Below are 24,911 nucleotides of genomic sequence, written 5' to 3'. Positions count from 1 at the left end.
TGCCGGAGCCGTTCGAGCCCGTCGACGAGCCGGAGCAGCCGGCCAGCCCGACGGCCACGACCAGGGCCAGCCCTGCCGCGAGTGCGCGCTTCATGGAGTTCTCCTTCGTGCGGAATGGGGATCGGTCGTCAGTGGGTGACGCGCTTGACCAGGAGATCGGCGATCGCCTGGGAGACGTAGACGAGGACGAGGATGATGAGCGTGCAGACGACGGTGACGTCGTTCTGGAAGCGGTTGTAGCCGCGGGAGATCGCCAGGTCGCCCAGGCCGCCGCCGCCGACGATGCCGGCCATCGTCGTGAGACCGATGAGACTGATGATCGTCAGCGCCGAGACGCGGATGATGCCCGGGCGCGCCTCGCGCAGGTAGACGCGGAAGATGACCTCCATCGGGCTGGAGCCCATCGCCTGGGCCGCCTCGACGACGCCCGGGTCGACCTCGAGGACGGCGTTCTGGATCTGCCGGGCGTAGAACGGCACGGTGCCGATGACGAGCGGGACGAGGGCGGCGGTGGTGCCGATCGTCGTGCCCGTCATGATGCGGGTGAGCGGTCCGACGAGCGCGATGAGGATGACGAACGGGATCGAGCGGAACAGGTTCACGAGCTTGTCGAGTACCCAGTACAGCCGCGGATGGGGCCCGATGCCGCGCCTGTCCGTGACGACGAGGACGGTGCCCAGGACGATGCCGAGCACGCCGGCGATGAGGGCCGAGACGGCCGTCATGTAGAGGGTCTCGACGGTGGCGTCCCACAGGTCGTCCGGCCTCTTCAGGACGTTCGGCAGCAGGACGTGGGCGACGCGTCCGAGCCAGTCGGTCATCGGTGGTCCTCCTCGTCACGGCCCCCGTCGACGTCGGCGGCCTCGGCCGCCGCGCGCTCTCGGATGGACTCGATCTCGGCGTCACTGTAGTTGTGCACGCGTACCCCGGAGCCCGCCAGCCAGCCCTCGGCCGCGTCCAGGTCGGGCTGGGAGCCCGACAGGCCGAGCAGTAGGTTGCCGACCGGCGTCCCCGAGATGACCTCGACGTTGGCGAACAGGATGGTGGCGTTCACGTTGTAGTCGCGGGTCAGGGCGGCGACCACGGGATCCCCGGTGGTCGCGCCGGCGAACTGCAGGGAGACGAGGCGGTCCCCGCTGCCGTGCCTCACGAGGTCGGGGTGGGTGATGACCGTCGTGATCCCGGCCTCGACGTGGTTGGCGGTGTCGATGAAGTCGCGGGTCAGCGGCTCGTGCGGGTCGGTGAAGACGTCGACGGTGGAGCCGCGCTCGATGATGCGGCCCTCCTCCATGACGGCCACGTGCGAGCAGATCTGCTTGACGACGCCCATCTCGTGGGTGATGAGGACGACCGTCAGTCCGGTCTGGGCGTTGAGTCGGCCGAGCAGGTCGAGGATGCCGCCGGTGGTCTTCGGGTCCAGGGCGCTGGTGGCCTCGTCGCAGAGCAGCACCGAGGGGTCGTTGGCCAGGGCCCGGGCGATGGCCACGCGCTGGCGCTGGCCGCCGGACAGCTGGCTCGGGTAGGCGCTCGCCCGATCAGCCATGCCGACCAGGTCGAGCAGCCCCATGACGCGCTCGCGCACCTGCGGCTTCGTCCGCCCGCCCCCCCTGAGCGGGTAGGCGACGTTGCCGAACAGCGTGCGCGAGCCCAGCAGGTTGAAGTGCTGAAAGATCATGCCGATCCGCTTGCGGGCGCCTCGCAGCCGGACCGCGGAGAGCCCGGTCATCTCCTGCCCGTCCACGCGCACCGAGCCCGACGTGGGCCGCTGCAGCAGGTTGATCGTGCGCACGAGGGTCGACTTGCCGGCCCCCGAGTAGCCGACGATGCCGTAGACGTCGCCGTCGTCGACCGTCAGGTCGACGTCGCGGACGGCGCGGATCGTCTCCCCCGGGCGGCGACCGGGGAAGGTGACGTTGACACCGGTGAGTTCGATCACCTGGATTGTACCTCCCGTTGCCGGCCGCAGTGCGGCCGTGATGGATGAAGCGGAGAAGAGGGGGCCGGCGGCGCACTCGCACCCTCACCGGACGAGGATTCGCGAGGACGGGCGCATTGGGCCCGGACGCCATGCATCGCTGCGCTCGGGCCTCGGCGGCCGGCGCGAGAACCGGGGTTCAGCGGACGCGACACATGGCGCTGGTCATTCGACGACCAACGACGACGGTGCGCATCAGGGAGAACTCCACGGACCCATGATGCCCGAGACCGCCCTCCGTGGCAAGCGGGCCCCGCGGGGATGGGCCCGGCGGGGCGTCGCGGAGGCGGGACGCGGGGAGGATGTGCGAGAATGAGTACGGGCGAGGATGTCCTTCGTCCTCTCTACGACGGATCGTCGGGCACGTTCCTGCCCGTGGAAAGGATTTGGTGGCGATCATGGCCACTGTCAGCTTCAAGGATGCAACCCGCGTCTATCCCGGCGCCGACCACGCCGCGGTGGACAAGCTCAACCTCGAGATCGGCGACGGCGAGTTCATGGTGCTCGTCGGCCCCTCCGGCTGCGGCAAGTCGACGTCGCTGCGCATGCTGGCCGGGCTCGAGGAGGTCAACTCCGGCTCGGTGTGGATCGGCGACAAGAACGTCACCGACCTGGCGCCCAAGGACCGCGACATCGCCATGGTCTTCCAGAACTACGCGCTCTATCCCCACATGACCGTCGCCGACAACATGGGCTTCGCGCTCAAGATGAAGGGCGTGCCGAAGGACGAGCGCGAGGCGCGCGTCCTCGAGGCCGCCAAGCTCCTCGGCCTCGAGGCGCTGCTCGGCCGCAAGCCCAAGAACCTGTCCGGCGGTCAGCGCCAGCGCGTCGCGATGGGCCGCGCCATCGTCCGGGACCCCCAGGTCTTCCTCATGGACGAGCCGCTCAGCAATCTCGACGCCAAGCTGCGGGTGCAGACCCGCACCCAGATCGCGGCCCTGCAGACCAGGCTCGGCGTCACCACCGTCTACGTCACCCACGACCAGGTCGAGGCCATGACGATGGGCGACCGCGTCGCCGTCATGAGGGACGGCGTGCTCCAGCAGGTGGACCGTCCGCTCGCCCTCTACGACAGTCCGAAGAACCTCTTCGTCGCCGGCTTCATCGGCTCCCCGTCGATGAACCTGCTGCCCGCGACGGTCGTGGACGGCGGCGTCGAGATCGACGGGCACGTGATCGCCATGCCGCGCGAGGCGACCGAGCGCGCCAGCGACGCCGACGTCGTGCTCGGCATCCGACCCGAGAGCTTCGAGGTCTCGACCACCGGTGAGGGGGTCACGATGGCGATCGGCGCGGTCGAGGAGACCGGCGCGGACTCCTACCTCTACGGCACCCTCGCCAACGACCCGGACGACCAGCAGGTCGTCGCCCGCGTCACGACCCGCACTCCCCCGCCCCGCGGCGACCGCGTCGTCCTGCACGTCGAACCGACGAAGGTGCACGTCTTCGACAAGAAGTCCACCGAGCGGATCTCGTGACCGCCCGCGGGGCCCGAACCGGAAGCGCCGTCCCGCCCGTGGACCGGGCCCCGGCCGGGCGGACGAGGGGCTACCGTCGGAACCGGCGCCGGGGCGCGCCGGCAGGACGATGAGGAGGCACCGCACATGAGCCAGGACGGACAGCTGTCCCCGCTGGCCCGCGCCGTGCGCGCGGGCTTCGACACCGACTCCCAGTACGGTTCGGTGACCCCCGCCCTGTACCCGAGCACCAACTACCGCTTCGCCGGGATCGGCGAGGACAAGCCGGCCTTCGACTACTCCCGCTCGGCGAATCCGACGCGCGCCCTGCTGGCGCGCACGCTCGCCGACCTCGAGCACGGCGCCGACGCCACCGTCACCGGCTCGGGCATGAGCGCGATCACCGCGACCGTCGAGGCCCTCGTCGGCCCGCACGGGCGCGTCGTGGCCCCGGCCGACTGCTACGGCGGCACCTGGCGGCTGCTCGACCACCTCGCGGCGCGCGAGCGCATCGAGGTCGACTTCATCGACATGTCCGACCTCGGGCGGGCCCGCGCGGCGCTGTCCCGCCCGGCCGAGCTGGTCCTCGTCGAGACGCCCTCGAACCCGCTCATGCGCATCACCGACATCGCCGCCACCGCTGAGCTGGCCCACGCCCGGGGCGCGCTGCTCGTGGCGGACAACACCTTCTGCTCGCCGGTCCTGTCGAACCCCCTCGACCTGGGCGCCGACGTCGTACTGCACTCCACCACGAAGTTCATCAACGGCCACTCCGACGTGGTGGGCGGCGTGGTCGTCTCCGGCACGGCCGGGCTCGGCGAGCAGGTGCAGCACTGGGCCAATGCCCTCGGTCTGACCGGCGGCGCCTGGGACTCCTGGCTGACGCTGCGCGGGCTGCGCACGATCGACGCCCGGGTGCGCGTCCATGAGGAGAACACGGCCGCCGTCGTCGAGCAGCTGGCGGACAGCGACGCCGTCGCCCGCGTCCACTACCCGGGCCTGCCCGGGCACCCCGGTCACGCGCTGGCGGCCCGCCAGCAGCGCGGCTTCGGCGCGCTGCTCAGCTTCGAGCTGGCCGGCGGGCTCGACGCGGTCAAGGCCTTCTCGAGCGACCTGCGGGCCATCGACCTGGCCGAGTCCCTGGGCGGCACCGAGTCACTGCTGGCCCACCCGGCGACGATGACCCATGCCGGCATGACGCCGCAGGCGCGCGCCGCGGCCGGCATCACCGACTCCCTGCTCCGCCTGTCGGTGGGCATCGAGCCGATCGCCGACCTGAGGGCCGACCTGGCGGCGGCCCTCGAGCGCGCCGCCCGGGCCTGACCCCGTTCCTCAGGCGCCGGTGGCACACTTGTCCCGTGCCACGATTCCTGTCAGCGAAGCCGGATGCCCGGCTCATCCCCCTGCCCTGGGACACGCCGCTGGCGCAGTGGCCGATCGAGCACCTCGTCGCGTTGCCGCGGGGCATCTCGCGCCACGTCGTGCGCTTCGTCACCGTGGACGACCAGGTCTACGCGGCCAAGGAGGTCGCCGAGCACCTGGCGATCCACGAGTACCGGCTGCTGCACGACCTCATGCGCCTGGGCACCCCCTCGGTCGAGGCCGTGGCCGTGGTGAGCGGGCGCGTCGGGGCCGACGGCGAGCCGCTCGACTCGGTGCTCATCACCCGGCACCTCGACTTCGCGCTGCCCTACCGCTCGCTGTTCAGCCCGGGCGTGCGCCACGACACCGTCCTGCGCCTGCTCGACGCCATGGTCGTCCTGCTGGTCCGGCTCCACCTGCTGGGCTTCATGTGGGGCGACGTCTCGCTGTCGAACATCCTCTTCCGCCGCGACGCCGGCGCCTTCGCGGCCTACCTCGTCGACGCCGAGACCGGCGAGCTGCACGACCGGCTCACCGACGGCCAGCGCGCCCACGACCTCGAGATCGCCCGGGTCAACATCTTCGGCGACTTCTGCGACCTGGAGGCCGGCGGGCTGCTGGACGAGTCCCTCGACCCGCTCGGCCTCGTCGAGACGATCGAGTCGCGCTACCACGAGCTGTGGAACGAGCTGACCGGCCTCGAGGAGTTCTCAGGCTCCGAGCTGCATCGCATCGAGTCGCGGGTGCGGCGCCTCAACGCCCTCGGCTTCGACGTGGCCGAGCTCGACATCCAGACGAGTCCCGACGGGCGGACGGTCTCGATGCAGCCGAAGGTCGTCGACGCGGGCCACCACTCGCGGCGCCTCATGCGCCTGACCGGCCTCGACACCGAGGAGAACCAGGCCCGGCGGCTGCTCAACGACCTGGACACCTTCCGCGCCCGTCGGCAGCTCCAGGAGGTCGACGAGGCGGTCGTCGCCCACCAGTGGCTCACCGAGTGCTTCGAGCCCGTCGTCAACGCGGTCCCGGCCGAGCTCCAGGGCAAGCGCGACCCCGCCCAGCTCTACCACGAGGTCCTCGACTACCGCTGGTACATGTCCCAGCACGAGAACCGGGAGGTGCCGCTGCTGGAGGCCACCGCCGGCTACATCAACGACGTCCTGAGGACGCTGCCGGACGAGGCGATGAGCGGCGACGCGATGGTGCAGGTCGAGGGAGGGGGGCGACGGCTCGCCAATCCCTACGACCCCTCGATGGGCTACGCCGATGAGGACGACGAGGACGAGGGGCCCGCCCACGATCCGTGGGAGGACGCCGCCGCGCAGGCCGACGCCGGCCCGGGCGGCGTCCTCGACATCGACGCACTGCGCGAGAAGGGCTGACATGCCGGTTCCTCCAACCGCGCGGCAGGGCAGGGCGCCCCGGGCCGATTGCTCGGGGGGCACCTGTTCGTTGATCGGCGGGCCGGGCGGGCGCGGCATGTCGTGCGACGCGTGGTCGGTCCGATGTTCGCGGGCCGGTACCGCATGACGCTGTTCCGGTGGGGCGTTCCGGCTTCTCCGACGTCGAGCACGGCCCGGTGGCCGCGCACAGCCCTTGCGCCGCTCGCCCCTCACGCCGCAGCAGTGCCCGGCCCGGACACGAACAGCGGAATCCGTGGGCCCGACCGGGCGAGGCTCAGGGCTCGATGTCCTCGGCGCCGGGCCCGTCGTCCTCGTCGTCCCAGAGCTCATCCTCCGCGTCCCGGTCCCCCGACGCTGCGAATGACCGTCCTCATCCGGGTGAGCTGGTCGGCGCTGACGGCGATGAGACCCGGCTGGTCGCCGGCCAGCAGCGTGTAGCCGCCCAGCGGGTCGGCCGCCGCCCCGACGAGCGGCGCCTCGTCGACCGCGGGCTCGGGCGCGGTGACGTAGGGGTCGTCGCCGGCGGCATCGGTGTCGACGGGCTCCGGCGGGCTCACGCGCGGCACCCCGCCGATGGCCTCGCGGACCCGCTCGCCGATGCTGCTGGTGCGCGGGTTGTGCTTGCGCGTCTCGGCCATGGGTCCTCCTGGCGTGCTCCTGGGCGGACGGCGCGCCGCCCGCGGTGACGGGCAACCACCCTAACCGGGCCGGGCCCGGCGGGCGCCGCCGGGCCCGCACGTCGGACGGCGGCCCCGGACGAGACGCAGGCCGGGCCCGCCCCTCGGGGCGGTCCCGGCCTGCGTCGATCGGTCGGCGGGTGGGACTCAGCCCTGGTCCTCGACCAGCACCACGTAGAGGGTGCGGGGGCCGTGGACGCCGTCCACGCGGGACAGCTCGATGTCGCTGGTGGCCGAGCCGCCGGAGATGAAGGTCAGCGGGTGGCCGGCTTCCACCGAGGGGCGCAGGTCCTGCACCGACTCGGGGACGTCGGAGACCACCTGCGAGGCCCTGATCACGCAGACGTGGCGGTCGGGTACCAGGGACAGGGCGCGGCGGCCCTGGTCGGCGGTGTGGTCGAGCACGATCGTGCCGGTGTCGGCGATGCCGGACGCCGCGGCGGTGACGACCGCGTCGGTGCCGTCGAGAGTCCCGTGCGTCAGCTGCGGGTCGTCGACGCGGACCTCGAAGCCCGCCGCCGTCATCGCGTCCTGCCAGGACTTCTCCAGCCCGGACGGGACGACGACCGACTCCTTGGCGCCGGTGGCCCTCAGGCCGGTCACGACGGCCTCGGGCACCGCGGCCGGCTTGGCGCGCACGACGGTGGCCGAGTAGTCGATGACCTTCTGCTCGAAGGTGCCGACGACATCGTCCATCTCGATGCCCAGGCCGTAGGTCCAGTTGACGGGCTGGTCCTTGACCGGGTCCCTCTCGGTGATGTCCACCGTGGCCCGACGGATGCGAGCGAGGATCTCCTGCTTGGCGTCCATGGTCACTTCTCCTCTCCGCGGTTGGCCTTCCACCAGTCGCGGAACGTCTGGCTTGGGATGTGGTCGATGTTGCGGTAGTCGAGCCAGCGGTTGGCGACCGGCACCGGCAACGGGCCGATCTTGTGCGGGCCGAGGACGCGGCTGGCGGAGCGGGAGGCGTACATGACCGTCTCCCAGTGCTTGTAGTCGCCGAGCACCCAGGCGGCCGCCTTCATGATGACCTTCTCGCCGTTGACATCGACGTCCTTCGAGAGCTCCTTGCGCTCCGCGTCGGCGACCCGGTTGCGCAGGTGGACGATGATGTCGGTGAAGGGGATCTTGACCGGGCAGACCTCGTTGCACGCCCCGCACAGCGAGCACGCGTAGGGCATGGTCCGGTCGACCGGATCGTCGATGCCGCGCAGCTGCGGGGTCAGCGTGATACCGATCGGGCCGGGGTAGACCGAGCCGTAGGCATGACCGCCGGCGCGCTCGTAGACCGGGCAGACGTTGATGCACGACGCGCAGCGGATGCAGCGCAGCACCTCGCGGCCGACGGGGTCGGCCAGCACGTTCGTGCGGCCGTTGTCCATGAAGATCACGTGCTGCTCCTGCGGACCGTCGTTCGGGGTGACGCCGCTCCACACGGAGTTGTACGGGTTCATGCGCTCACCGGTGGCCGAGCGCGGCAGCAGCTTGAGGAAGATCTCGAGGTCGTCGTAGCTCGGCAGGACCTTCTCGATGCCGACGAGGGAGATGAGCGTGTCGGGCAGGGTCAGGCACATGCGGCCGTTGCCCTCGGACTCGACGATGACGAGCGAGCCGGTGTCGGCGAGGACGAAGTTGGCGCCCGAGACGGCGACCCTGGCGCGCAGGAACTTCTCGCGCAGGTGCAGGCGGGCCGCGTTGGCCAGCTCGGGCGGATTGGACGTGACATCCTCGGGGCACGGGCGGCCGTAGTTCTTCATCTCGCGCAGGAAGATCTCGCGGACCTCGGCGCGATTGCGGTGGATGCCCGGTACGACGATGTGGCTGGGGCGGTCGTGGCCGAGCTGGACGATGAGCTCGGCCAGGTCGGTCTCCCAGGCCGCGATGCCCTGCTCCTCGAGGTACTCGTTCAGGTCGGTCTCCTGGGTGGTGATCGACTTGATCTTCACGACCTCCTCGACGCCCTTGGCCTTGGCGATGTCGCCGACGATGCGGTTGGCCTCGTCGGCGTCGCGGGCCCAGTGCACCTGGACGCCGTGCGCGGTGAGGGACTTCTCGGCCTCCTCCAGGTAGTGGTCGAGGTGACGGCCGACGCGGTTCTTCACCTCGTAGGCGGCCTCGCGGATGTCCTCCCAGTCGGGGGTCTCGGACACGCGCAGGGCGCGCTTGTTGCGGATGGTCGTCGTGGCGTTGCGCATGTTCTTGCGCTGGACGACGAGCTTGAGCTCCTTCTTGACGGCCTTGGTGAACTTCGGCTGGCCCAGGAAGGTGCCGCCGTGCTCAGGGGCGGGAGTCAGGCGGGCGACGCCGTAGTTGCCCTCGGTGATGCGACGCAGTTCGGTGGTCATGGCACTCAGTCCTCCTCGGTGTTGGCCAGGACCTCGACGAGGTGGATGGTCTTGACGCCGGCGTTCTGCCGGGAGAGGACGCCGCCGATGTTGAGCAGGCAGGAGTTGTCCCAGCCCACGACGTACTCGGCGCCGGTCTCGCGGATGTGGCGGGCCTTGTCGGCCGCCATCGTGGAGCTCATGTCGGGGTTCTTCACGCAGAAGGTGCCGCCGAAGCCGCAGCACTGCTCCGCGGCGGGCAGGTCGACGGTCGTCATGCCCCGCACGTTCTCGAGCAGGCGGTAGGGGCGGTCGCCCAGCTTGAGCAGGCGCATGCCGTGGCAGCTCGGATGGAGGGTGACCAGGTGCGGGAAGTAGGCGCCCACGTCGGTGACGCCGAGCACGTCGACGAGGAACTCGCTGATGTCCAGCGAGATGCTGCTCGTGTGCTCGACGTCGCGCATCAGGCCCTGGTCGCCGGCGTGCTCGGCCAGCATGGGGTGCTGGTCGCGCACGGCGGCGATGCAGGAGCCCGACGGGGCGACGACGTAGTCGTAGTCGCTGAAGGCCTTCACGTACGACTCCACCATGTCCATCGACTCCGTGAAGTAGCCGGTGTTCGTGGTGATCTGCGCGCAGCAGGTCTGCTCCCTGGGGAAGTGGACCCTGCAGCCCAACCGCTCCAGCAGCTTCGTCATGGCGATGCCGGTCTGCGGGAACAGGATGTCGTTGATGCACGTGATGAACACCGCGACGTCCAGACCGGCGCCGGGAAGACCCGGTGCACCGGCCCGGGTGCCGGGCGAGGTGGTGGTGGTCATGGAAGAACCTCCGTTGACGATGATGGGCGAGGAATCGGTTTCAGGGGAGCAGCCAGCCGAGGACCGGGGTCGACATGAGGCCGGCGATGATGCACATGAACACGATGAGGACGATCGAGTACTTGAACACCTTGCGGAGAATCGTGGACTCGCCGCCGGCCAGGCCGATGGCGGTGGCCGCGACGGTCAGGGACTGGGGCGAGATCATCTTGCCGACGACACCGCCGGCGGCACCGGAGCCGACGAGCAGGGAGCGCATGGCCTCGAGGTTGGCGGGATCGCCGATCTGCTCACCGATGCCCGACTGCAGGCCGGAGAACAGGATGTTCGCCGAGGTGTCCGAGCCGGTCACGTAGGTGCCGATCCAGCCGAGGATCGGGGCGAGGAACGGGTAGACGGCGCCGGCGCCGGCGATGAACAGGCCGAGGGCCATCGTCTGGCCGGAGTCGCCCATGACGTAGGCGAGGGCGACGACCAAGCCGATGGTGATGAGCGAGAACTTCATCTTCTTGAGGTTGACGAGCAGCTCGCCGAACAGGTCCCGGATGGAGACCCTGTAGATGATGCCCACGAGGAGGGCGACGATGAGCAGCAGGAAGCCCGGCGTGCTCAGCCACGGCCACGTGTAGCTCTGGTGGGCGCTCGCCTTCCCGGTGGTGCTCAGCAGCTCGCTCAGACCCGGCCAGGCCATCTTGACGTCGGCCTTCTTGAGCAGCGCCTGGACCGAGGGGACGGCGGCGATGCCGAAGATGACGATGACGAGGATGTAGGGCACGAGGGCCATGACGATGCGGCCGGCGGTGAGCTTGTCGCCGCCCTCCTCGGTCCTGCCGGCGGGCCCGGTCTCGAGGGAGGGGTCCATCGGGATGCCGATGCGCTCCGCGGCCTCGGCTCCGCCCCTGGGCTTCCAGAAGCGCAGGAAGACCATGGCCAGGCCGACGGAGATGACGGCGGCGAAGATCTCGGTGAGGTTGTACAGGCCGGTGCCGGCGACGATCCACTTGACGGCGCCGAAGATGAAGCCGACGAACAGGCCGAAGGGCCAGCACTGCTTGATGCCCTGCCTGCCGTCCATGATGCCGAGCATGAGGAAGGGCACGACGAGGCAGAGGATGGCGCAGATGCGGGCGGTCACCGGGGCGACCTGGGAGACCTCGAGGCCGCCGGTGCGGGCGGCCATGAGGACGGGCAGGCCCACGGCGCCGAAGGCGACGGGGACGGTGTTGGCGACGAGCGCGGTGACCGCGGCGCGCAGCTTGCCGAAGCCCACGGCGATGAGCATGGCCGCCGCGATGGCGACGGGGGCGCCGAAGCCGGCGAGGGCCTCGAGGAGACCGCCGAAGCAGAAGGCGATGAGGATGCCCAGGACGCGCGGGTCGTCGGAGATGAGGAAGAAGGTGCGCCGCAGGTCGTCGAAGCGACCCGAGATGACGGTGACCTGGTACATCCAGATGGCGGCCAGCAGGATCCAGCCGATCGGGAAGAGGCCGTACAGGAAGCCCTCGACGCTGGACGAGACGGCCATGGTGACGGGCATGTGGTACGCGGTGATGGCCACGACGAGGGCCAGCGCCCATGAGGCGAGGCCGGCCCAGTGCGCCTTCCAGCGCAGTGCGCCGAGGGTGATGAGCATGCAGGCGATCGGAATGAGAGCCACGAGGGCGGAAGCCCACTGGTGGCCAAGTGGGTTGGTGCTGGGCGTGAACGCTTCGAGCAGTACCACGAGAACCCCCCGTTCGATGTTCTGGGACGATGAGTGATGAATGCCTCTCCGGCGAGACGGCCACCATTCTGGGACGACAATAGGTCCTACCAATTATCGGGGTCAAGAAGCTCACTCTGACAAGGAAGGGCTCCGGGACCGCCGCGGCCCGGCGCCGTCCGGGGAGGCCTCTGCGGCACCGTCCGCGGTCTTGACACGTCGGCCACAATGGGCCCATGCCCAGGACACGCGACGCGGGGGTCGGGCTGGACCGGCCCGAGCGCTGCCACGACTGCGCCATCATGCAGGCCAAGGGCATGTCGGGCTTCGACGTGGCGCTGCACCACATCGAGTCCGAGATCCTCGCCGGCAACTACGTGGCCGGCACGCAGCTGCCCCCCGAGCGGGAGCTCGCCGCGCGGCTGTCGGTCGGCCGCGGCGCCGTCCGCGAGGCCATCCGCGTCCTGCAGGCCCAGGGCATCGTCGTCTCGGGCACGGGCCCGGGCAACGGCACCCGGATCCGCGCGACCCCCGGCGACGCGCTCGGCCGGATGCTGCGCCTCCAGCTGGCGCTGGACATCACCTCGGTCGAGGACCTCACCGAGACGCGCATCGTCGTCGAGAAGGCGGCGACCGTCGCGGCCGCCCACCACGGGCCGAACGCGGCGCTGCGCCGCGCCGGGCTGCTCGTGGAGCGGATGGAGCGCCGCACCGACCCCGACTCGTTCAACGAGCTCGACACCTCCTTCCACATCGCCGTCATCGAGGCGAGCGGCAACCACATGCTGTCGATGCTCTCGGCGGCCATCCGGCACACGCTGTCGGCGCCGATCCGCCGCGCCGAGGAGCGCCTGGACGACTGGGACGAGGTGCGCTCCGGGCTCGTGGCGGAGCACCGCGCGATCCTCGAGGCCGTCCGGGCGCACGACGCGAACCTGGCGTCCGAGCTCGTCGAGAAGCACATCCGCCACTCCTACGAGGTGCTCCTGCCCGACGGCGCCGCCCCCGCCGAAAGCGGCACGCACGGCTGACCCGCCCCGCCCGGGGCTCTCGTGGGGAGCCCGGGCGCTCGGTAGACTGCCGGCGTGTCCTTCCACGTCTATGACGAATCCACCGGCGCCGTCGTACCCTTCACCCCGCTCGTGGAGGGCAGGGTGTCGATCTACCACTGCGGCCTCACCGTGCAGAGCTCACCGCACCTGGGGCACATCCGCAAGGAGGTCGTCTTCGACGTCCTGCGCCGTTGGTTCACGGCGAGCGGCTACGAGGTGAGGGTCGTCGCCAACATCACCGACATCAACGAGAAGATCTGGGCCCGGGCCGCCGAGGCGGGCCTCGAGTGGTACGAGCTGGCCTACGCCGTCGAGCTCGAGCTGCACCGCGCCTACTCCGCGCTCGGCTGCATCCCGCCCAGCTACGAGCCCCGGGCCACCGGCCACATCACCGAGATGATCGAGCTCACCCGGCGCCTCATCGACCGGGGCCACGCCTATCCGGCCGACGACGGCTCCGGCGACGTCTACTTCGACGTGCGCAGCTGGCCCGAGTACGGCTCCCTGTCGCACCAGCGCCCCGAGGACATGTCCTCCGACGAATCTGCCGACGGGCGCGGCAAGCACGACCGCCGCGACTTCGCCCTGTGGAAGGGCGCCAAGCCCGGGGAGCCGGCCACCGCCGGCTGGCCCAGCCCGTGGGGCACCGGCCGGCCCGGCTGGCACCTCGAGTGCTCCGCGATGAGCCTGAAGTACCTCGGCGAGAGCTTCGACATCCACGGCGGCGGCCTCGACCTGCGCTTCCCGCACCACGAGAACGAGCAGGCCCAGTCCCGGGCCGCCGGCTACGGCTTCGCCCGCTACTGGATGCACAACGCCTTCGTCACGATGGCCGGCGAGAAGATGAGCAAGTCGCTCGGCAACGGCACGATCGTCACCGAGGTCACCACGCGCTTCCCGCCGCGCGCCGTGCGCCTCTACCTGGCCCAGCCGCACTACCGCTCCACCATCGAGTACTCCGAGGGATCGCTGGCCGAGGCCGCCGCCCAGCTCGAGCGCATCGACGCCTTCTGCGCGCGCGCCGGCGCCGCGGGACCCGTCGCGTTCGCCGTCGACGACCTGCCCACGGCCTTCGTCGAGGCCATGGACGACGACCTCGGCACGCCGGGCGCCTTCGCCGTCCTCCACGAGACGATCACCGCGGGCAACAGGGCCCTCGACGCCGGGGACCGGGGGGCGGCCGAGGAGGCGCTCCGCCGGGTGCGCGCCATGCTCCACGTCCTCGGCCTCGACCCGCACGACCCGGAGTGGGCCGGGACGGGCGGCGCCGACCCGGCCGTGCTGGACGGGCTCGTCCGGCTCGTGCTGGAGCAGCGGGCCGAGGCCCGCGCCCGCAAGGACTACGCATCGGCCGACCGGATCCGCGATGCGCTCGCCGGGGTCGGCGTGCGCATCGAGGACACGCCCGACGGGCCGCGGTGGAGCGTGAGCCGCTGATGGCGACGACCAAGGGATCCGGCGGCAAGGGCCGCCGCAGGCTGGCCGGCCGCGGGCCCACGCCCAAGGCGGAGGACCGCGTCTGGCACAAGGCCCGCAGGGCCAAGCAGGAGCGGCTGGCCCGTGACGCCGCCCGGCCCCGGAGGCGGGCCGGGGCGAGCGGCCCCGGAGTCGGGACCGGTTCCGGACGCGGCGCCGGCCCCGACTGGGTCGTCGGCCGCAACCCCGTGCTCGAGGCGCTGCGGGCCGGGCTGCCGGTGCGCCGCGCCTTCGTGGCCGAGGGCTCCGAGCGCGACGACAGGCTGCGCGAGATCTTCGCGTTCGCCGCCGGGCACTCGCTCACGATGCTCCAGGTGCCGCGCGCCGAGCTCGACCGGCTCACCGGCGGGGCCGCCCATCAGGGCGTGGCCGTCCAGCTGCCGGAGTTCGGGTACGCCGACCTGGCGGAGGTCATGGCCGCGGCGCTCGGCCGCGACGACGACCACGGCCTGCTCGTGGCCTGCGACGGCATCACCGACCCGCACAACCTCGGTGCGATCATCCGCTCGGCCGCCGCCTTCGGCGCCGACGCGGTCGTCATCCCCGAGCGTCGCAGCGCCGCGATGACCGCGGCGAGCTGGAAGTCCTCGGCCGGCGCCGCCGCGCGCATCCCGGTCGTCCGGGTGAAGAACCTCAACCGGGCCCTCGGGCAGATGGCCGACGCGGGCTTCACCGTGGCGGGCCTGGCCGGCGAGGGCGACACCGACGTGGCCGGCGTGCCGGGCGCGGACGGCCCGCTGGCCCTCGTCGTCGGCTCCGAGGGGCAGGGCCTGTCGCGACTCGCCCGGGAGCACTGCGACGTGCTCGTGGCGGTGCCTGTCACCGACTTGGTCGAGAGCCTCAACGCCTCGGTCGCGGCGGCGATCGCGCTGTACGAGGTGAGCCGGTCGCGCGGCTGAGGGAACGCCCCTCGACAAAAGATGCGCAGACACGGGATGCGCATCGGGCAGATGCACGACGTGCGATCCAGTCGTGCGGCGGGGAGCCCCATGTCGCATCGTCTGCACCGGCGGGGCCGTTCCGCCGCCGCGTGCGCCCGGGGCTTGCCGCCTCGTACGTGCGCGTGCGCCCGTCACCGCCCTTCGCCGCCGCCGCGCGCCCTCATGACCGACCCGGCCGGGGCGCTGCGGAATGGCTCGTCGCCGCGCTGCACCTGCTCGGGTCGGGGATGGGCTGAGGCGCGGGCGCCGGGCCCCGGTGCAATACTGGCCCCTCAACGGGGATCGCGGGCCCGCCGCGGCCCCTCAGCGCGGAGAGGACGCACCGTGGACGACGCCACCACAGCCGAGAGCCCCGGGAGGCTGGCCGACAAGGGCGATGCCGGGTACGACAAGGCCCTGAAGAACCGCCATCTGCAGATGATCGCCATCGGCGGGTCGATCGGCACCGGCCTGTTCCTGGGCGCCGGCGGCCGCCTCGCCCAGGGCGGCCCGGGCCTGGCGATCGCCTACGCGATCTGCGGCGTCTTCGCCTTCCTCATGGTCAGGGCGCTCGGCGAGCTGGCCATCCGCCGCCCCTCCTCGGGCGCGTTCGTCTCGTACGCCCGCGAGTTCCTGGGCGAGAGGGGCGCCTACGTCACCGGCTGGTTCTTCTTCCTGGACTGGGCCGTCACCGTCATGGCCGACATCACGGCCGTCGCGCTCTACCTGCACTACTGGTCGCTGTTCCGGCCGGTCCCGCAGTGGGTGCTGGCGCTCGTCGCGCTGGCGATCGTCTTCGTGCTCAACATGCTCAGCGTGCGCATGTTCGGCGAGGCGGAGTTCTGGTTCGCCCTCATCAAGGTCGCGGCGATCGTCGCCTTCATGCTCATCGCCATCTGGGCGATCATCGTCGGCGCCCCGGTCGCCGACACGACCGCCGGCTTCCACAACATCACCGACGGCGGGGGCTTCTTCCCGCTGGGCATCGCCCCGGTCTTCGCGCTGACGCTGGGCGTCATCTTCGCCTTCGGCGGCACCGAGATGGTGGGCGTCGCGGCCGGCGAGGCGGCCGAGGCCAGCAGGGTCCTGCCCAAGGCGATCAACTCGATGATCCTGCGCATCTTCGTCTTCTACGTCGGCTCGGTCATCCTCATGGCCCTCGTGCTGCCCTACACCGCGTACTCGTCCAACGAGTCGCCGTTCGTCACCTTCTTCTCCGGCATCGGCATCCCGCACGCCGGGGACATCATCCAGGTCGTCGTGCTCACCGCGGCCCTGAGCTCGCTCAACGCCGGCCTGTACTCGACCGGCCGCACGCTGCGCTCGATGGCCGTGGCGGGCGAGGCCCCGGGCTTCGCGGCCCGCCTCAACCGCCACCACGTGCCCTACGGCGGCATCATCATCACCTCGACGCTCGGTCTGTTCGGCGTGGCCCTCAACGCCTTCCTCGCCGAGGACGCCTTCGAGATCGTCATGAACCTGGCCGGCATCGGCATCGCCGGGACCTGGGCCATGATCCTCGTGACGCACCTGAGCTTCCTGCGGAGGGTGAGGGCCGGGAAGGAGCAGCGCCCGGTTTACCGCATGCCCGGCGCGCCGTTCACGAACTACCTGTCGTTGGCCTTCTTCATCGTCGTCGTCGCCTCGAACCTGACCTCGGCCTCCGGACGCTGGACGCTCGCGCTGTTCGCCGTCGTGGTCGTCGCCATGATCGGCGGCTGGTTCGCCGTGCGCGGCAGCATCAGGGCCGACCTGCTCGAGAGCATGATCGCCGACGGGGACGAGGAGGGTTGAGATGCGCACGCACATCCTGTACACCGGCGGCACGCTCGGCATGGTCGAGACCCCGCAGGGCCTCGCGCCGGGCGCCGACCTGGCCGGCTGGCTGGACCGCCTCCTGGACGGCACCGAGATGGCCGGCACGGTCGAGATGACGAGCTTCGAGCACCTCATCGACTCGTCCAATGCGACGCCGGACGACTGGCGGGCGATCGTCGAGGACCTGTGGGCCCACCACGACTCGGCGGACGCCTTCGTCGTCCTGCACGGCACCGACACGATGGCCTACACCTCGGCCGCCCTCTCGTACGCGCTCACCGGCTTCGGCAAGCCGGTCGTGATGACCGGCGCCCAGTACCCGCTGGGCGTCGTCGGCACCGACGCGGCGCCGAACGTGACCGGGGCGCTGCGCGCCGCCACGAGCGGCAAGGTCGGCGGGGTGGCGGTGTTCTTCGGCCACAAGCTGCTGGCGGGGGCCCGCGTGACGAAGACCTCGTCGTGGTCCTACCAGGGCTTCGACTCCCCGGCCGTGCCGGCGCTGGCGCTCACCGGGGCCCCGTGGCAGTGGACGCCGCCCGCGGAAGGCGCCACCGGCTGGCCCGATCCCGCGCCGTACCGCCGTCACGACGTCCTCGTGCTCGACCTCGTGCCGGGCGTCACCGCGGCGCGCCTGGCCGCGGCGCTCGACCCGCCGCCCGAGGCGGTCGTGCTGCGCGCCTTCGGCACCGGCAACGTGCCCAGCGAGGAGCCCGGGCTCACCGATCTGCTCGCCCGCACCATCGCCTCCGGCGTCCCGATCGCCGTCGCCTCCCAGTGCGTCCAGGCCGAGGTGCTGCTCGGCCACTACGAGGCCGGCTACGCGCTGGCGCAGTCCGGCGCCATCGGGGCCCACGACATGACCCTGGAGGCGCTCTACGCCAAGCTCGTCTTCCTGCTGTGCCAGGGGCTCAGCGGCGCCGGACTCGTCGAGGCGATGGGCCGCAACATCGCCGGGGAGCTCACGACGGACCCCGACCAGCCCCTCACCCAGTAGCCGCGCCGAGGACGGCGCCGCGGCCCCTCCGGCCTCCGCATGCGCAACGCCGGAGCGCCCGGCTCCAGCTCATCGAATTCGCGTCGGCACATAGGTCTTCAGCCCGTTGAGGACGTGGGCCATCCGGCCCTCGTCCAGCGTCTTGACCGGCAGCCCGGTGCTCATGGCGCGCAGCTGGATCTCGCAGACGTACTCCAGGTAGGGCAGCAGCGAGAAGGCCTTCCGCAGGCTCGGGCCGATCGTGACGGCCCCGTGGTTCGACATGAGCGCGCCGAGGCGTCCCTGCAGGGCGGCGCAGACGTTGCCGGCGAGCTCGTCGGTGCCGAAGCGGGCGTACGGCGCGACGCGGATCGGTCCGCCGAACATGCCCGAGTAGTAGTGCGAGCAGGGTACCTCGTCGACGACCAGGCCGAGCGCCGTGGAGGCCGGCGCATGGTTGTGGGTGATGGCCGTGGCGCCGGTGCCCTTGTAGACGGCCAGGTGCAGGGGCAGCTCGCTCGACGGTTCGAGCTCGGCGTCGACGGCGGCGCCTGCCATGTCGTGCACGCCGACCATCTCGGGCGTCAGGTCCTGGTAGTCGATCGCCGACGGGGAGATGACGACCCGGTCGCCCACCCGGACCGAGACGTTCCCCGCGGTCCCGACGACCAGGCCGAGCCGCTGCATCTGACGGCAGGTCCGTACGACGGCGCGACGTTCTTCCCCGAGAATCATGGTCCTCCCTTCCTCGGATCAGCCCAGCTGATCCCTGTCGGGGGCAACGAGTTGGTTGCCCAGCAATTTTGTGAATGCCTCGAAGTCGGCGACCCGTTTCAATTCGGAGAAGAGCCGCGGATCGTAGAGGAGGCTGATGAGCGGCTGGTAGAACTGGATGAACTCGTCGTAGTCCGCGCCGTTGATGGCGAGCATGAAGACGAGGCCGACCTCGGCCGTCTCCCATGGAATGGGTGAGGACGGGATGAGCACGGCGACCTTCGTCTCGTACGCCATGAAATCCATGGAGTGCGGCAGCGCGAATCTGCGGGCGAAGGCCGTCGGGGAGTAGGATTCGCGCAGCAGGACGCTGTCCTCGAACTCGTCGGGGACACATCCCTTGTCGTGCAGGGCGCCGGAGAGGAAGTGGATCGTGCTCTCCGCGTCCGGGAAGGACTGGCCGGCGAAGAACAGGTCGGGGTCGAGGAATTCCGAGATGATCGCCGCCATGTGTGCTCTCATCTTCGCGGAGAACTCGCGCAGGATCGCGGCGTCGATGGCGGTGCAGTCCAGATCCGACAGCACGGCGCTGATCCGCACGCCCGGGTGCGCGCCGGGCGCCTCGTCGGTCGCGGTGATGACCATGTCGCAGGCGATGTCGTCGGCCTCCCGGTTGCTCGCCACGACGTCGACGATCCGCAGCCGGTCGGGGAACCGTTCGACGAGCTCGGCCAGCAGCCGGTCCTGGAGCGCGTGGTACCGCGGGCAGACCACGACGGCCGAGACGGCGCGCTCGTTGGTCGTCGGCTGTGCGGCGTGCAGTCCCAGGTAGATGACGAGCAGGCCGATCTCGTCGTCGGAGAAGCTGATGGACAGCGCCTTCGAGAGCCTGTCGGCCAGGTAGACGGCCACGTCGTACAGGAAGGGCGAACGGGCCCGCAGTGATTCCTGCAGGTTGTTGCGGAAGTAGGGCGGCTTGCGGGGCCGGGCCACCAGGCGCAGTACGTGGTCGTGGATGCTCCGGGACAGTCTCCCGTAGTCGGCGTCGAGGTTGAAGTGGTTGATGGTCTCGTCGAGACAGGCCCGGACGGCCTCGGTCGTGCCGCTCTCGTCCGTGCTCGGCCCCCCGCCCGGCGTGGCCGTCCCATGGTTGAGGGCAAAACCGAGGAGGGCACGCACGTACTCGCGGTCGGACGGGGCGAAGATCCTGTCCGGATAGGCCTTCTCGAGCCCGGCGAGCAGCCGCTCGGTCAGCTCGTCCGCCCCGGGGCCGCTGGCGTGCGGGAGCTGCGAACCGGCCGGCGGGTGGTCGAAGCGTTGCAGGCAGATCGCCAGGCCGACGACGGTGTTCGAGAGCCGGATGTCATTGATGTCGGCCCCGGACTCCTCGACGGCTGCGCGCAGTTCCCGCGCGACGACGCCCAGATCGACGTCGGGCAGGTAGCGGCTCATCTTCTCGGCGCGGCCGACGGCGACGTCCATCGCGTTGTGGACGAGCTCGCCGAGCAGCCGCCGCAGGTCGAGCTCGTCGCCGATGAGCTCGACGCGGGCCCCGGCGGTCTTCAGCAGGAGCCCGTACTCCGCCGCCCTGGGGACCAGGCGCTGGAGCGCGGCCCTGGTGACCGACTCACTGAGATAACAGTCGCGCATGATGTCGTAGACATCGGTGACCGGGGAATTGAAGAAATACAGCAGAATGCGTTCCTGGTGCCCGAGTTCCGTACCCAGCAAGGAATTCCTGGCGACCAGGTCGTTGTAGATGGGGCGGTTCAGCAGGTACCCCTTCGGGGACGCCTCGATGACATCCGCCTTGGCCATGCCGTTGATCCTCGAGATGTCGTAGCGCAGGGTCCGGGGACTGACTCCCAGCAGATCAGCCAGTTCACGGCCCGTGATGACGTGGTCGAGCTCGCTGAGCAATTCGATGAGAAGAGACTGACGCTCGGAGAAAAGAATCATCTCTGACACCTCCAGGTGCCAGCACCATAACAGCGCACCCGGCGGATCCGGCACCTGGTTCCTGCCGTCCAGCTGGGCAGGGCGGCTTGCCACGGGTCAGGCAAAGGGTCGTTGCAACACATGCGGCAGAAGTCAAGTGCCCCCGGCTCGGGGTGCACGCAAGACTGAACTCGTCCCGGGGAAACTCGGACCGGCCACCGGAGACCGGCCCTCAGCGCGGCGACTCACCACCGGGCGAGCGCCGCAGGACAAGGAGGAGCTCATCGATGAGTGACGTGATGGATGCGGCCGTCATGCACGGCCCCGGCGACATCCGGTTCGAGCAGGTGCCGAGGCCGCAGTGTCCTGGCGGGGGCTTCGTCCTCAGGGTCGACGCGGTCGGCCTGTGCGGCTCCGACATCAGGAACCTGACGACCGACTCCCGCAGGGGGGACTACCCGCACATCTACGGGCACGAGGTCGTGGGCACGGTGGCCGAGGTGTCGTCAGGGGTCACCGCGTACGAGCCCGGCCAGCGCATTTACGTCTATCCCGAGGCGCACTGCCTGAGGTGCGACTACTGCCGTGCCGGCCACCACGAGCACTGCACCGACGTCGAGTCGTACACCACACGTCCCGGCGGTTTCGCCCAGTACATCGCCTACACGGCCAAACGGGTGGAGCGCGGCGCCACCTTCACCCTGCCCGAGGGCGTCGACCCGGTGCGCGCGAGCCTGGCCGAGCCGCTGTCGAGCACCTACGCGTGCGTCGAGAACATCAACGTGCGGCTCGGCGACACCGTGGCGATCCTCGGAGCCGGCCCGATCGGCGTCTTCCTGGCGGTCCTGTCGAGGATGCGCGGCGCCTCGAAGATCATCCTCATCGACGTGGCCCAGGAGCGTCTGGACAGGTCCTTGGCCTTCGACATCGACCACCGCATCGACTCGGACACGGTCGACCCCGTCGAGGAGGTCAAGCGCCTCACCGGCGGCCTGGGCGCCGACAAGACGATCTCGGCCAATCCGACGACGGCCGGACAGCAGCAGGCGCTGGCCATGACCCGGCCCTGCGGCGCAGTCGTCTTCTTCGGCGGGGTCCCCGAGGGGGCGCTGACCGAGATCGACTCGAACGCCGTGCACTACAACAGCCTGTTGATCCGCGGCCACTACGGCGCGAACAGCATGCAGGTGCAGCGCGCCTTCGAACTCGCCATCGACCCGGTGTTCCCCGCCGAGAAGTTCATCACCCATGTCCTCCCGCTGGGCAGCATCGACGAGGCGATCGACCTGGCCCGCTCCGGCGAGGCCCTCAAGGTCGTCCTGCAACCCAACCCCGAGAAGGAGTGAAGCAATGAGCAAGGAGATCAGGATCCTCATCGCCTGCGGCAGCGGCATCGCCACGAGCACCGTCGCCCAGGAGAAGGTGAAAAGGATCCTCGCCGAGGCGGGGATCCCGGCCAGGATCACCAAGGGCACCGTCTCGCAGATCCAGTCCTTGGCGAACGGCGTGGACGTCGTCATGGTGACGACGAAGTACCCCGGCACGATCGACAAGCCCGTCGTGCAGGTCTTCGGTCTCATCTCGGGCATCAACGAGGACAAGGTGGCGCAGCAGGTCGTCGACGTCTGCCGGGCCGCCCTCGACGCCTGAACCGCTCGCACGAATTCTGATCGGAACGGAGGAGAACAACCATGCTCAGCGTCGTCCAGGGGATCATGAACCTCGGTGCGGCAGTGATGCTCCCCATCGTCATGTGCATCCTCTGCCTCATCTTCCGCATGGGCATCGGCAAGTCGGTCCGCGCCGGCCTCATGATCGGGATCGGATTCTCGGGCCTGGTCATGGTGATCAATGCCCTCATGGCCACCGTCGAACCGGCCATCGGGTACTACCGCGGCCTGCAGGGCGGCGGGTTCACCACCGTCGACGTCGGCTGGGCCGCGGTCGGCGCGGCCTCGTGGGCGGCCCCCTTCGCGGCGCCCGCCGTCCTCATCATCGTGGTCATCAACATCATCATGATCGCCTTGAAGTGGACGAACGTGCTCAACGTCGACATCTGGAACTACATCCACTTCCTCATCCCGGGCTCCATGGCCTACGCCCTGACCGGGAACCTGTGGATCGGGCTGGGTATCGTGCTGGTCCTGGCCGTCATCACGCTGCTGCTGGCCCAGGTCATCGCCCCGTACTGGCAGGAGTACTACGGTTTGGAGGGCACGACCTGCTCGACCCTGTCGTTCATCTCGTTCGCCTGGCCATTCGGCATCCTTCTCAACAGGCTCATCGACCGCATCCCCGGACTGCGCAAGATCGACCTGTCCATGGAGAAGGTCGGCGCGAGACTCGGTTTCTTCGGCGATCCGGCATTCATCGGTGTCATCGTCGGGGTCTTCCTCGGTCTGCTCACACGTCGGGGCTGGCAGGGCGTGCTCACCATGGGCATCGGCATCGCCGCCGCACTCGTGCTGCTGCCGCGCATGGTCTCGGTCATGATGGAGGACCTGAGCATTGTCGGCGATGGCGCCCAGGAGTTCATGAAGCGTCATCTCGGCAAGGACAGGGAGCTCAACATCGGCATGGACATCGCCTTGGCCCTCGGTGATCCGGCCGCGATCACGACGACCGTGCTCATGATCCCGCTGTCGATAGTGTTCGCCTTCATCATCCCGAACATGACCTACTTCCCGGTGGGCGTGCTGACGAACATCGTCTACATGGTTCCGCTCATCTCGCTGGCAGGCAAGGGCAATCTGTTCCGCACGGTCACGATCAGTGCATTGTTCCTGTTCATCGTCGAATGGCTGGCGAACATCTTCGCCCCCGAGGCGACCGCCATGATGTCGACGATGGGCGTGGATGTCAACGGCATGGTCACCGATGCCTACTTCGGCTTCAGCCTGCCGAATGTCATCATCGCAACCCTGCACCAGATCTTCGGCTGACGGACATCGTCGGGCTCGGGGAGCAGTGTTCCCCGAGCCCGACCCGGAGAAAATCATTGACATCGAGATGAAGGATTCCACCATCGTGACTGTTTCCATCCCCTCAGAGCTCGTGCACGTCGGGCTGTCGGTCGCGGGCCGAGAAGAACTCTTCACGACCATGGCCGCGCAGCTGGAAAGACTCGGCTACGTACGCAGCACCTTCCTGGAAGGGCTGCTGGCCCGTGAGAGCAGGTTCCCCACCGGGCTGCCCATCAGCGGCGGCGTCGCCATCCCCCACACCGACCCCGAGCACGTCCGCTCCAGCTGCATCTCCATCGCCACCTTGAAGTCCCCGGTTCCGTTCGGCCAGATGGGCGGCGACGACGAGGAGATTCCTGTACGGCTGGTGCTCATGCTCGCCCTGCACGAATCCGACGATCACTTGACGGTGCTTCAGCAGATGATGAAGAACCTGCGGAACACCGACTTCGTCGAAGAGCTCCTGGCCTCCGATTCGACGCCGGGCATCGTAGAACGCACCCGGGCAGTGCTCGACCCCTGACCGGACGGACAACACCCCGACGGGCCATCCGATCTCCCCAGGTCACCGCTCGACCCTTGGCCGAGCAGACACCGCAGAACCACCCGACCCGTACCCGAGAACTTGTTCACAGGACCCTTCAGCAGAAGCGCCACCCTTGTCATGGCCGTGTCTGTCGGCGCCGTGAATGAACCTCCGAAACACCGAACGGAGAACATCATGACCATGACACCCCAGGAGAAGATCGTCCAGATCGCCCACCTCATGTTCGACCGGCACCTGACGGACCTCGCAGGCGGCAACATCTCGGTGCGCGAGGGCGACACGATCTACACGACCCCCCGCTACGCCGGCGCCCGCCGGCACTGGGACCTGCAGCCCGAGGACATCATGGCCGGCTCCCTGTGGGACGAGCAGATCTTCGACAACCCCCGTTTCACTCGCGAAGGCGTCTCCCATGTTCACGCCTACCGTCATTTCTCCGAGGCCACCGCGATCATCCACGCGCACTCGCCGTGGACGCTCCCCTTCGCCACCTTCGGCCTGCCGATGGAGGCCGTGCTCAAGTCGACGCAGACCTTCGGCGCCCTTGAGATCACTCCCGAGGTCGAGCCGTACTCGGAGGAACAGTCCGACGAGATCATCAGGCTCGTCGACCGCCACCGCGAGCGCATCGGCGAGCACGGCGCGCCGGTGCTGATTCCTGGGCACGGCGTGTTCATCATCGGCCTGGATCTCGACACCCTCATCGACTCGGTCGAACGGCTGAACACCAACGCCATGGTGCTGCTGGCCAGACCGCTGGTCGAGCAGCTGCGCGCGGGGAGGTGAGGT

22 protein-coding genes are annotated in these 24,911 nt (G+C 69.8%); 13 read left to right on the top strand and 9 right to left on the bottom strand.

Annotated features, from left to right (window positions below):
• Nucleotides 1-128: 128 nt before the first annotated feature.
• Nucleotides 129-821 (bottom strand): methionine ABC transporter permease, encoded by a 693-nt coding sequence (locus tag K336_RS0108640; protein ID WP_021797613.1) that lies wholly within the window; start codon nt 819-821, stop codon nt 129-131.
• Nucleotides 818-1,936, bottom strand: coding sequence for a methionine ABC transporter ATP-binding protein (locus K336_RS15505; protein ID WP_051245554.1), 1,119 nt, complete (start codon nt 1,934-1,936; stop codon nt 818-820). Before K336_RS15505 ends, K336_RS0108640 begins: the two co-directional genes overlap by 4 nt.
• 437 nt (nt 1,937-2,373) lie before the next feature.
• On the opposite strand from K336_RS15505, the gene K336_RS0108630 reads away from it, so the two are divergent.
• From K336_RS0108630 to K336_RS0108620, 3 genes are all read left to right on the top strand, one after another.
• Complete coding sequence (locus tag K336_RS0108630) at nt 2,374-3,453, top strand: ABC transporter ATP-binding protein (protein ID WP_028706806.1); 1,080 nt, start codon at nt 2,374-2,376, stop codon at nt 3,451-3,453.
• Between the two features lie 126 nt (nt 3,454-3,579).
• Entirely contained in the window at nt 3,580-4,755 is a 1,176-nt protein-coding gene (gene metB, locus K336_RS0108625; protein ID WP_021797616.1) for a cystathionine gamma-synthase, read from the top strand.
• Between the two features lie 35 nt (nt 4,756-4,790).
• The gene (locus K336_RS0108620) at nt 4,791-6,176 is read left to right on the top strand and encodes a DUF4032 domain-containing protein (RefSeq protein ID WP_028706805.1); all 1,386 of its coding nucleotides are present in this window, start codon (nt 4,791-4,793) and stop codon (nt 6,174-6,176) included.
• 347 nt (nt 6,177-6,523) lie between these two features.
• On the opposite strand, the gene K336_RS0108615 is transcribed toward K336_RS0108620, so the two are convergent.
• The 5 genes from K336_RS0108615 to K336_RS0108595 form a co-directional block, all read right to left on the bottom strand.
• On the bottom strand, nt 6,524-6,835 hold the full coding sequence (locus tag K336_RS0108615; RefSeq protein ID WP_028706804.1) for a hypothetical protein: 312 nt from the start codon (nt 6,833-6,835) through the stop codon (nt 6,524-6,526).
• A 186-nt stretch (nt 6,836-7,021) separates the two neighbouring features.
• A complete protein-coding gene (locus tag K336_RS0108610) occupies nt 7,022-7,684 on the bottom strand; it encodes a LutC/YkgG family protein (protein ID WP_021797622.1) in 663 nt (220 codons plus the stop codon).
• Between the two features lie 2 nt (nt 7,685-7,686).
• Entirely contained in the window at nt 7,687-9,219 is a 1,533-nt protein-coding gene (locus K336_RS0108605) for a LutB/LldF family L-lactate oxidation iron-sulfur protein (protein WP_028706803.1), read from the bottom strand.
• Between the two features lie 5 nt (nt 9,220-9,224).
• Nucleotides 9,225-10,019: a (Fe-S)-binding protein gene (locus tag K336_RS0108600; RefSeq protein WP_021797623.1), complete on the bottom strand. Its 795-nt coding sequence runs from the start codon at nt 10,017-10,019 to the stop codon at nt 9,225-9,227.
• A 40-nt stretch (nt 10,020-10,059) separates the two neighbouring features.
• A complete protein-coding gene (locus tag K336_RS0108595; RefSeq protein ID WP_028706802.1) occupies nt 10,060-11,742 on the bottom strand; it encodes an L-lactate permease in 1,683 nt (560 codons plus the stop codon).
• A 317-nt stretch (nt 11,743-12,059) separates the two neighbouring features.
• Here K336_RS0108595 and K336_RS15500 point away from each other — a divergent pair, with 317 nt between their 5' ends.
• The 5 genes from K336_RS15500 (at nt 12,060) to K336_RS0108570 (ending at nt 17,981) form a co-directional block, all read left to right on the top strand.
• Complete coding sequence (locus K336_RS15500; RefSeq protein ID WP_051245558.1) at nt 12,060-12,752, top strand: FadR/GntR family transcriptional regulator; 693 nt, start codon at nt 12,060-12,062, stop codon at nt 12,750-12,752.
• A gap of 54 nt (nt 12,753-12,806) precedes the next feature.
• Nucleotides 12,807-14,210, top strand: coding sequence for a cysteine--tRNA ligase (cysS, locus tag K336_RS0108585; RefSeq protein ID WP_028706801.1), 1,404 nt, complete (start codon nt 12,807-12,809; stop codon nt 14,208-14,210).
• Nucleotides 14,210-15,148 carry a 23S rRNA (guanosine(2251)-2'-O)-methyltransferase RlmB gene (rlmB, locus tag K336_RS0108580; protein ID WP_051245557.1) on the top strand — a complete coding sequence of 313 codons (939 nt, stop codon included), beginning with the start codon at nt 14,210-14,212 and terminating at the stop codon, nt 15,146-15,148. Before cysS ends, rlmB begins: the two co-directional genes overlap by 1 nt.
• Nucleotides 15,149-15,514: 366 nt before the next feature.
• On the top strand, nt 15,515-16,963 hold the full coding sequence (locus tag K336_RS15495; protein ID WP_021796698.1) for an amino acid permease: 1,449 nt from the start codon (nt 15,515-15,517) through the stop codon (nt 16,961-16,963).
• Nucleotide 16,964: 1 nt separating this feature from the next.
• Nucleotides 16,965-17,981, top strand: a complete 1,017-nt coding sequence (locus K336_RS0108570; protein WP_021796696.1) for an asparaginase — start codon at nt 16,965-16,967, stop codon at nt 17,979-17,981.
• Nucleotides 17,982-18,050: 69 nt separating this feature from the next.
• On the opposite strand, the gene K336_RS0108565 is transcribed toward K336_RS0108570, so the two are convergent.
• Together K336_RS0108565 and K336_RS0108560 are read right to left on the bottom strand one after the other, a co-directional pair.
• Nucleotides 18,051-18,695, bottom strand: coding sequence for a class II aldolase/adducin family protein (locus tag K336_RS0108565; protein WP_028706799.1), 645 nt, complete (start codon nt 18,693-18,695; stop codon nt 18,051-18,053).
• Nucleotides 18,696-18,713: 18 nt separating this feature from the next.
• Nucleotides 18,714-20,633 (bottom strand): BglG family transcription antiterminator, encoded by a 1,920-nt coding sequence (locus K336_RS0108560; RefSeq protein WP_028706798.1) that lies wholly within the window; start codon nt 20,631-20,633, stop codon nt 18,714-18,716.
• Between the two features lie 266 nt (nt 20,634-20,899).
• Here K336_RS0108560 and K336_RS0108555 point away from each other — a divergent pair, with 266 nt between their 5' ends.
• From K336_RS0108555 to K336_RS0108535, 5 genes are all read left to right on the top strand, one after another.
• Nucleotides 20,900-21,958, top strand: a complete 1,059-nt coding sequence (locus K336_RS0108555) for an alcohol dehydrogenase catalytic domain-containing protein (RefSeq protein ID WP_028706797.1) — start codon at nt 20,900-20,902, stop codon at nt 21,956-21,958.
• Nucleotides 21,959-21,962: 4 nt separating this feature from the next.
• Entirely contained in the window at nt 21,963-22,262 is a 300-nt protein-coding gene (locus K336_RS0108550; protein WP_021796692.1) for a PTS sugar transporter subunit IIB, read from the top strand.
• 41 nt (nt 22,263-22,303) lie between these two features.
• The gene (locus K336_RS0108545; protein ID WP_028706796.1) at nt 22,304-23,554 is read left to right on the top strand and encodes a PTS transporter subunit IIC; all 1,251 of its coding nucleotides are present in this window, start codon (nt 22,304-22,306) and stop codon (nt 23,552-23,554) included.
• A gap of 85 nt (nt 23,555-23,639) precedes the next feature.
• The gene (locus K336_RS0108540; RefSeq protein ID WP_028706795.1) at nt 23,640-24,098 is read left to right on the top strand and encodes a PTS sugar transporter subunit IIA; all 459 of its coding nucleotides are present in this window, start codon (nt 23,640-23,642) and stop codon (nt 24,096-24,098) included.
• 198 nt (nt 24,099-24,296) lie between these two features.
• The gene (locus tag K336_RS0108535; RefSeq protein ID WP_028706794.1) at nt 24,297-24,908 is read left to right on the top strand and encodes a class II aldolase/adducin family protein; all 612 of its coding nucleotides are present in this window, start codon (nt 24,297-24,299) and stop codon (nt 24,906-24,908) included.
• Nucleotides 24,909-24,911 lie beyond the last annotated feature (3 nt).

Origin of the sequence: Propionibacterium acidifaciens DSM 21887 (assembly GCF_000426605.1) — a bacterium.
GTDB lineage: Bacteria > Actinomycetota > Actinomycetes > Propionibacteriales > Propionibacteriaceae > Propionibacterium > Propionibacterium acidifaciens.
This window is presented reverse-complemented; position numbering and strand designations above follow the sequence as displayed.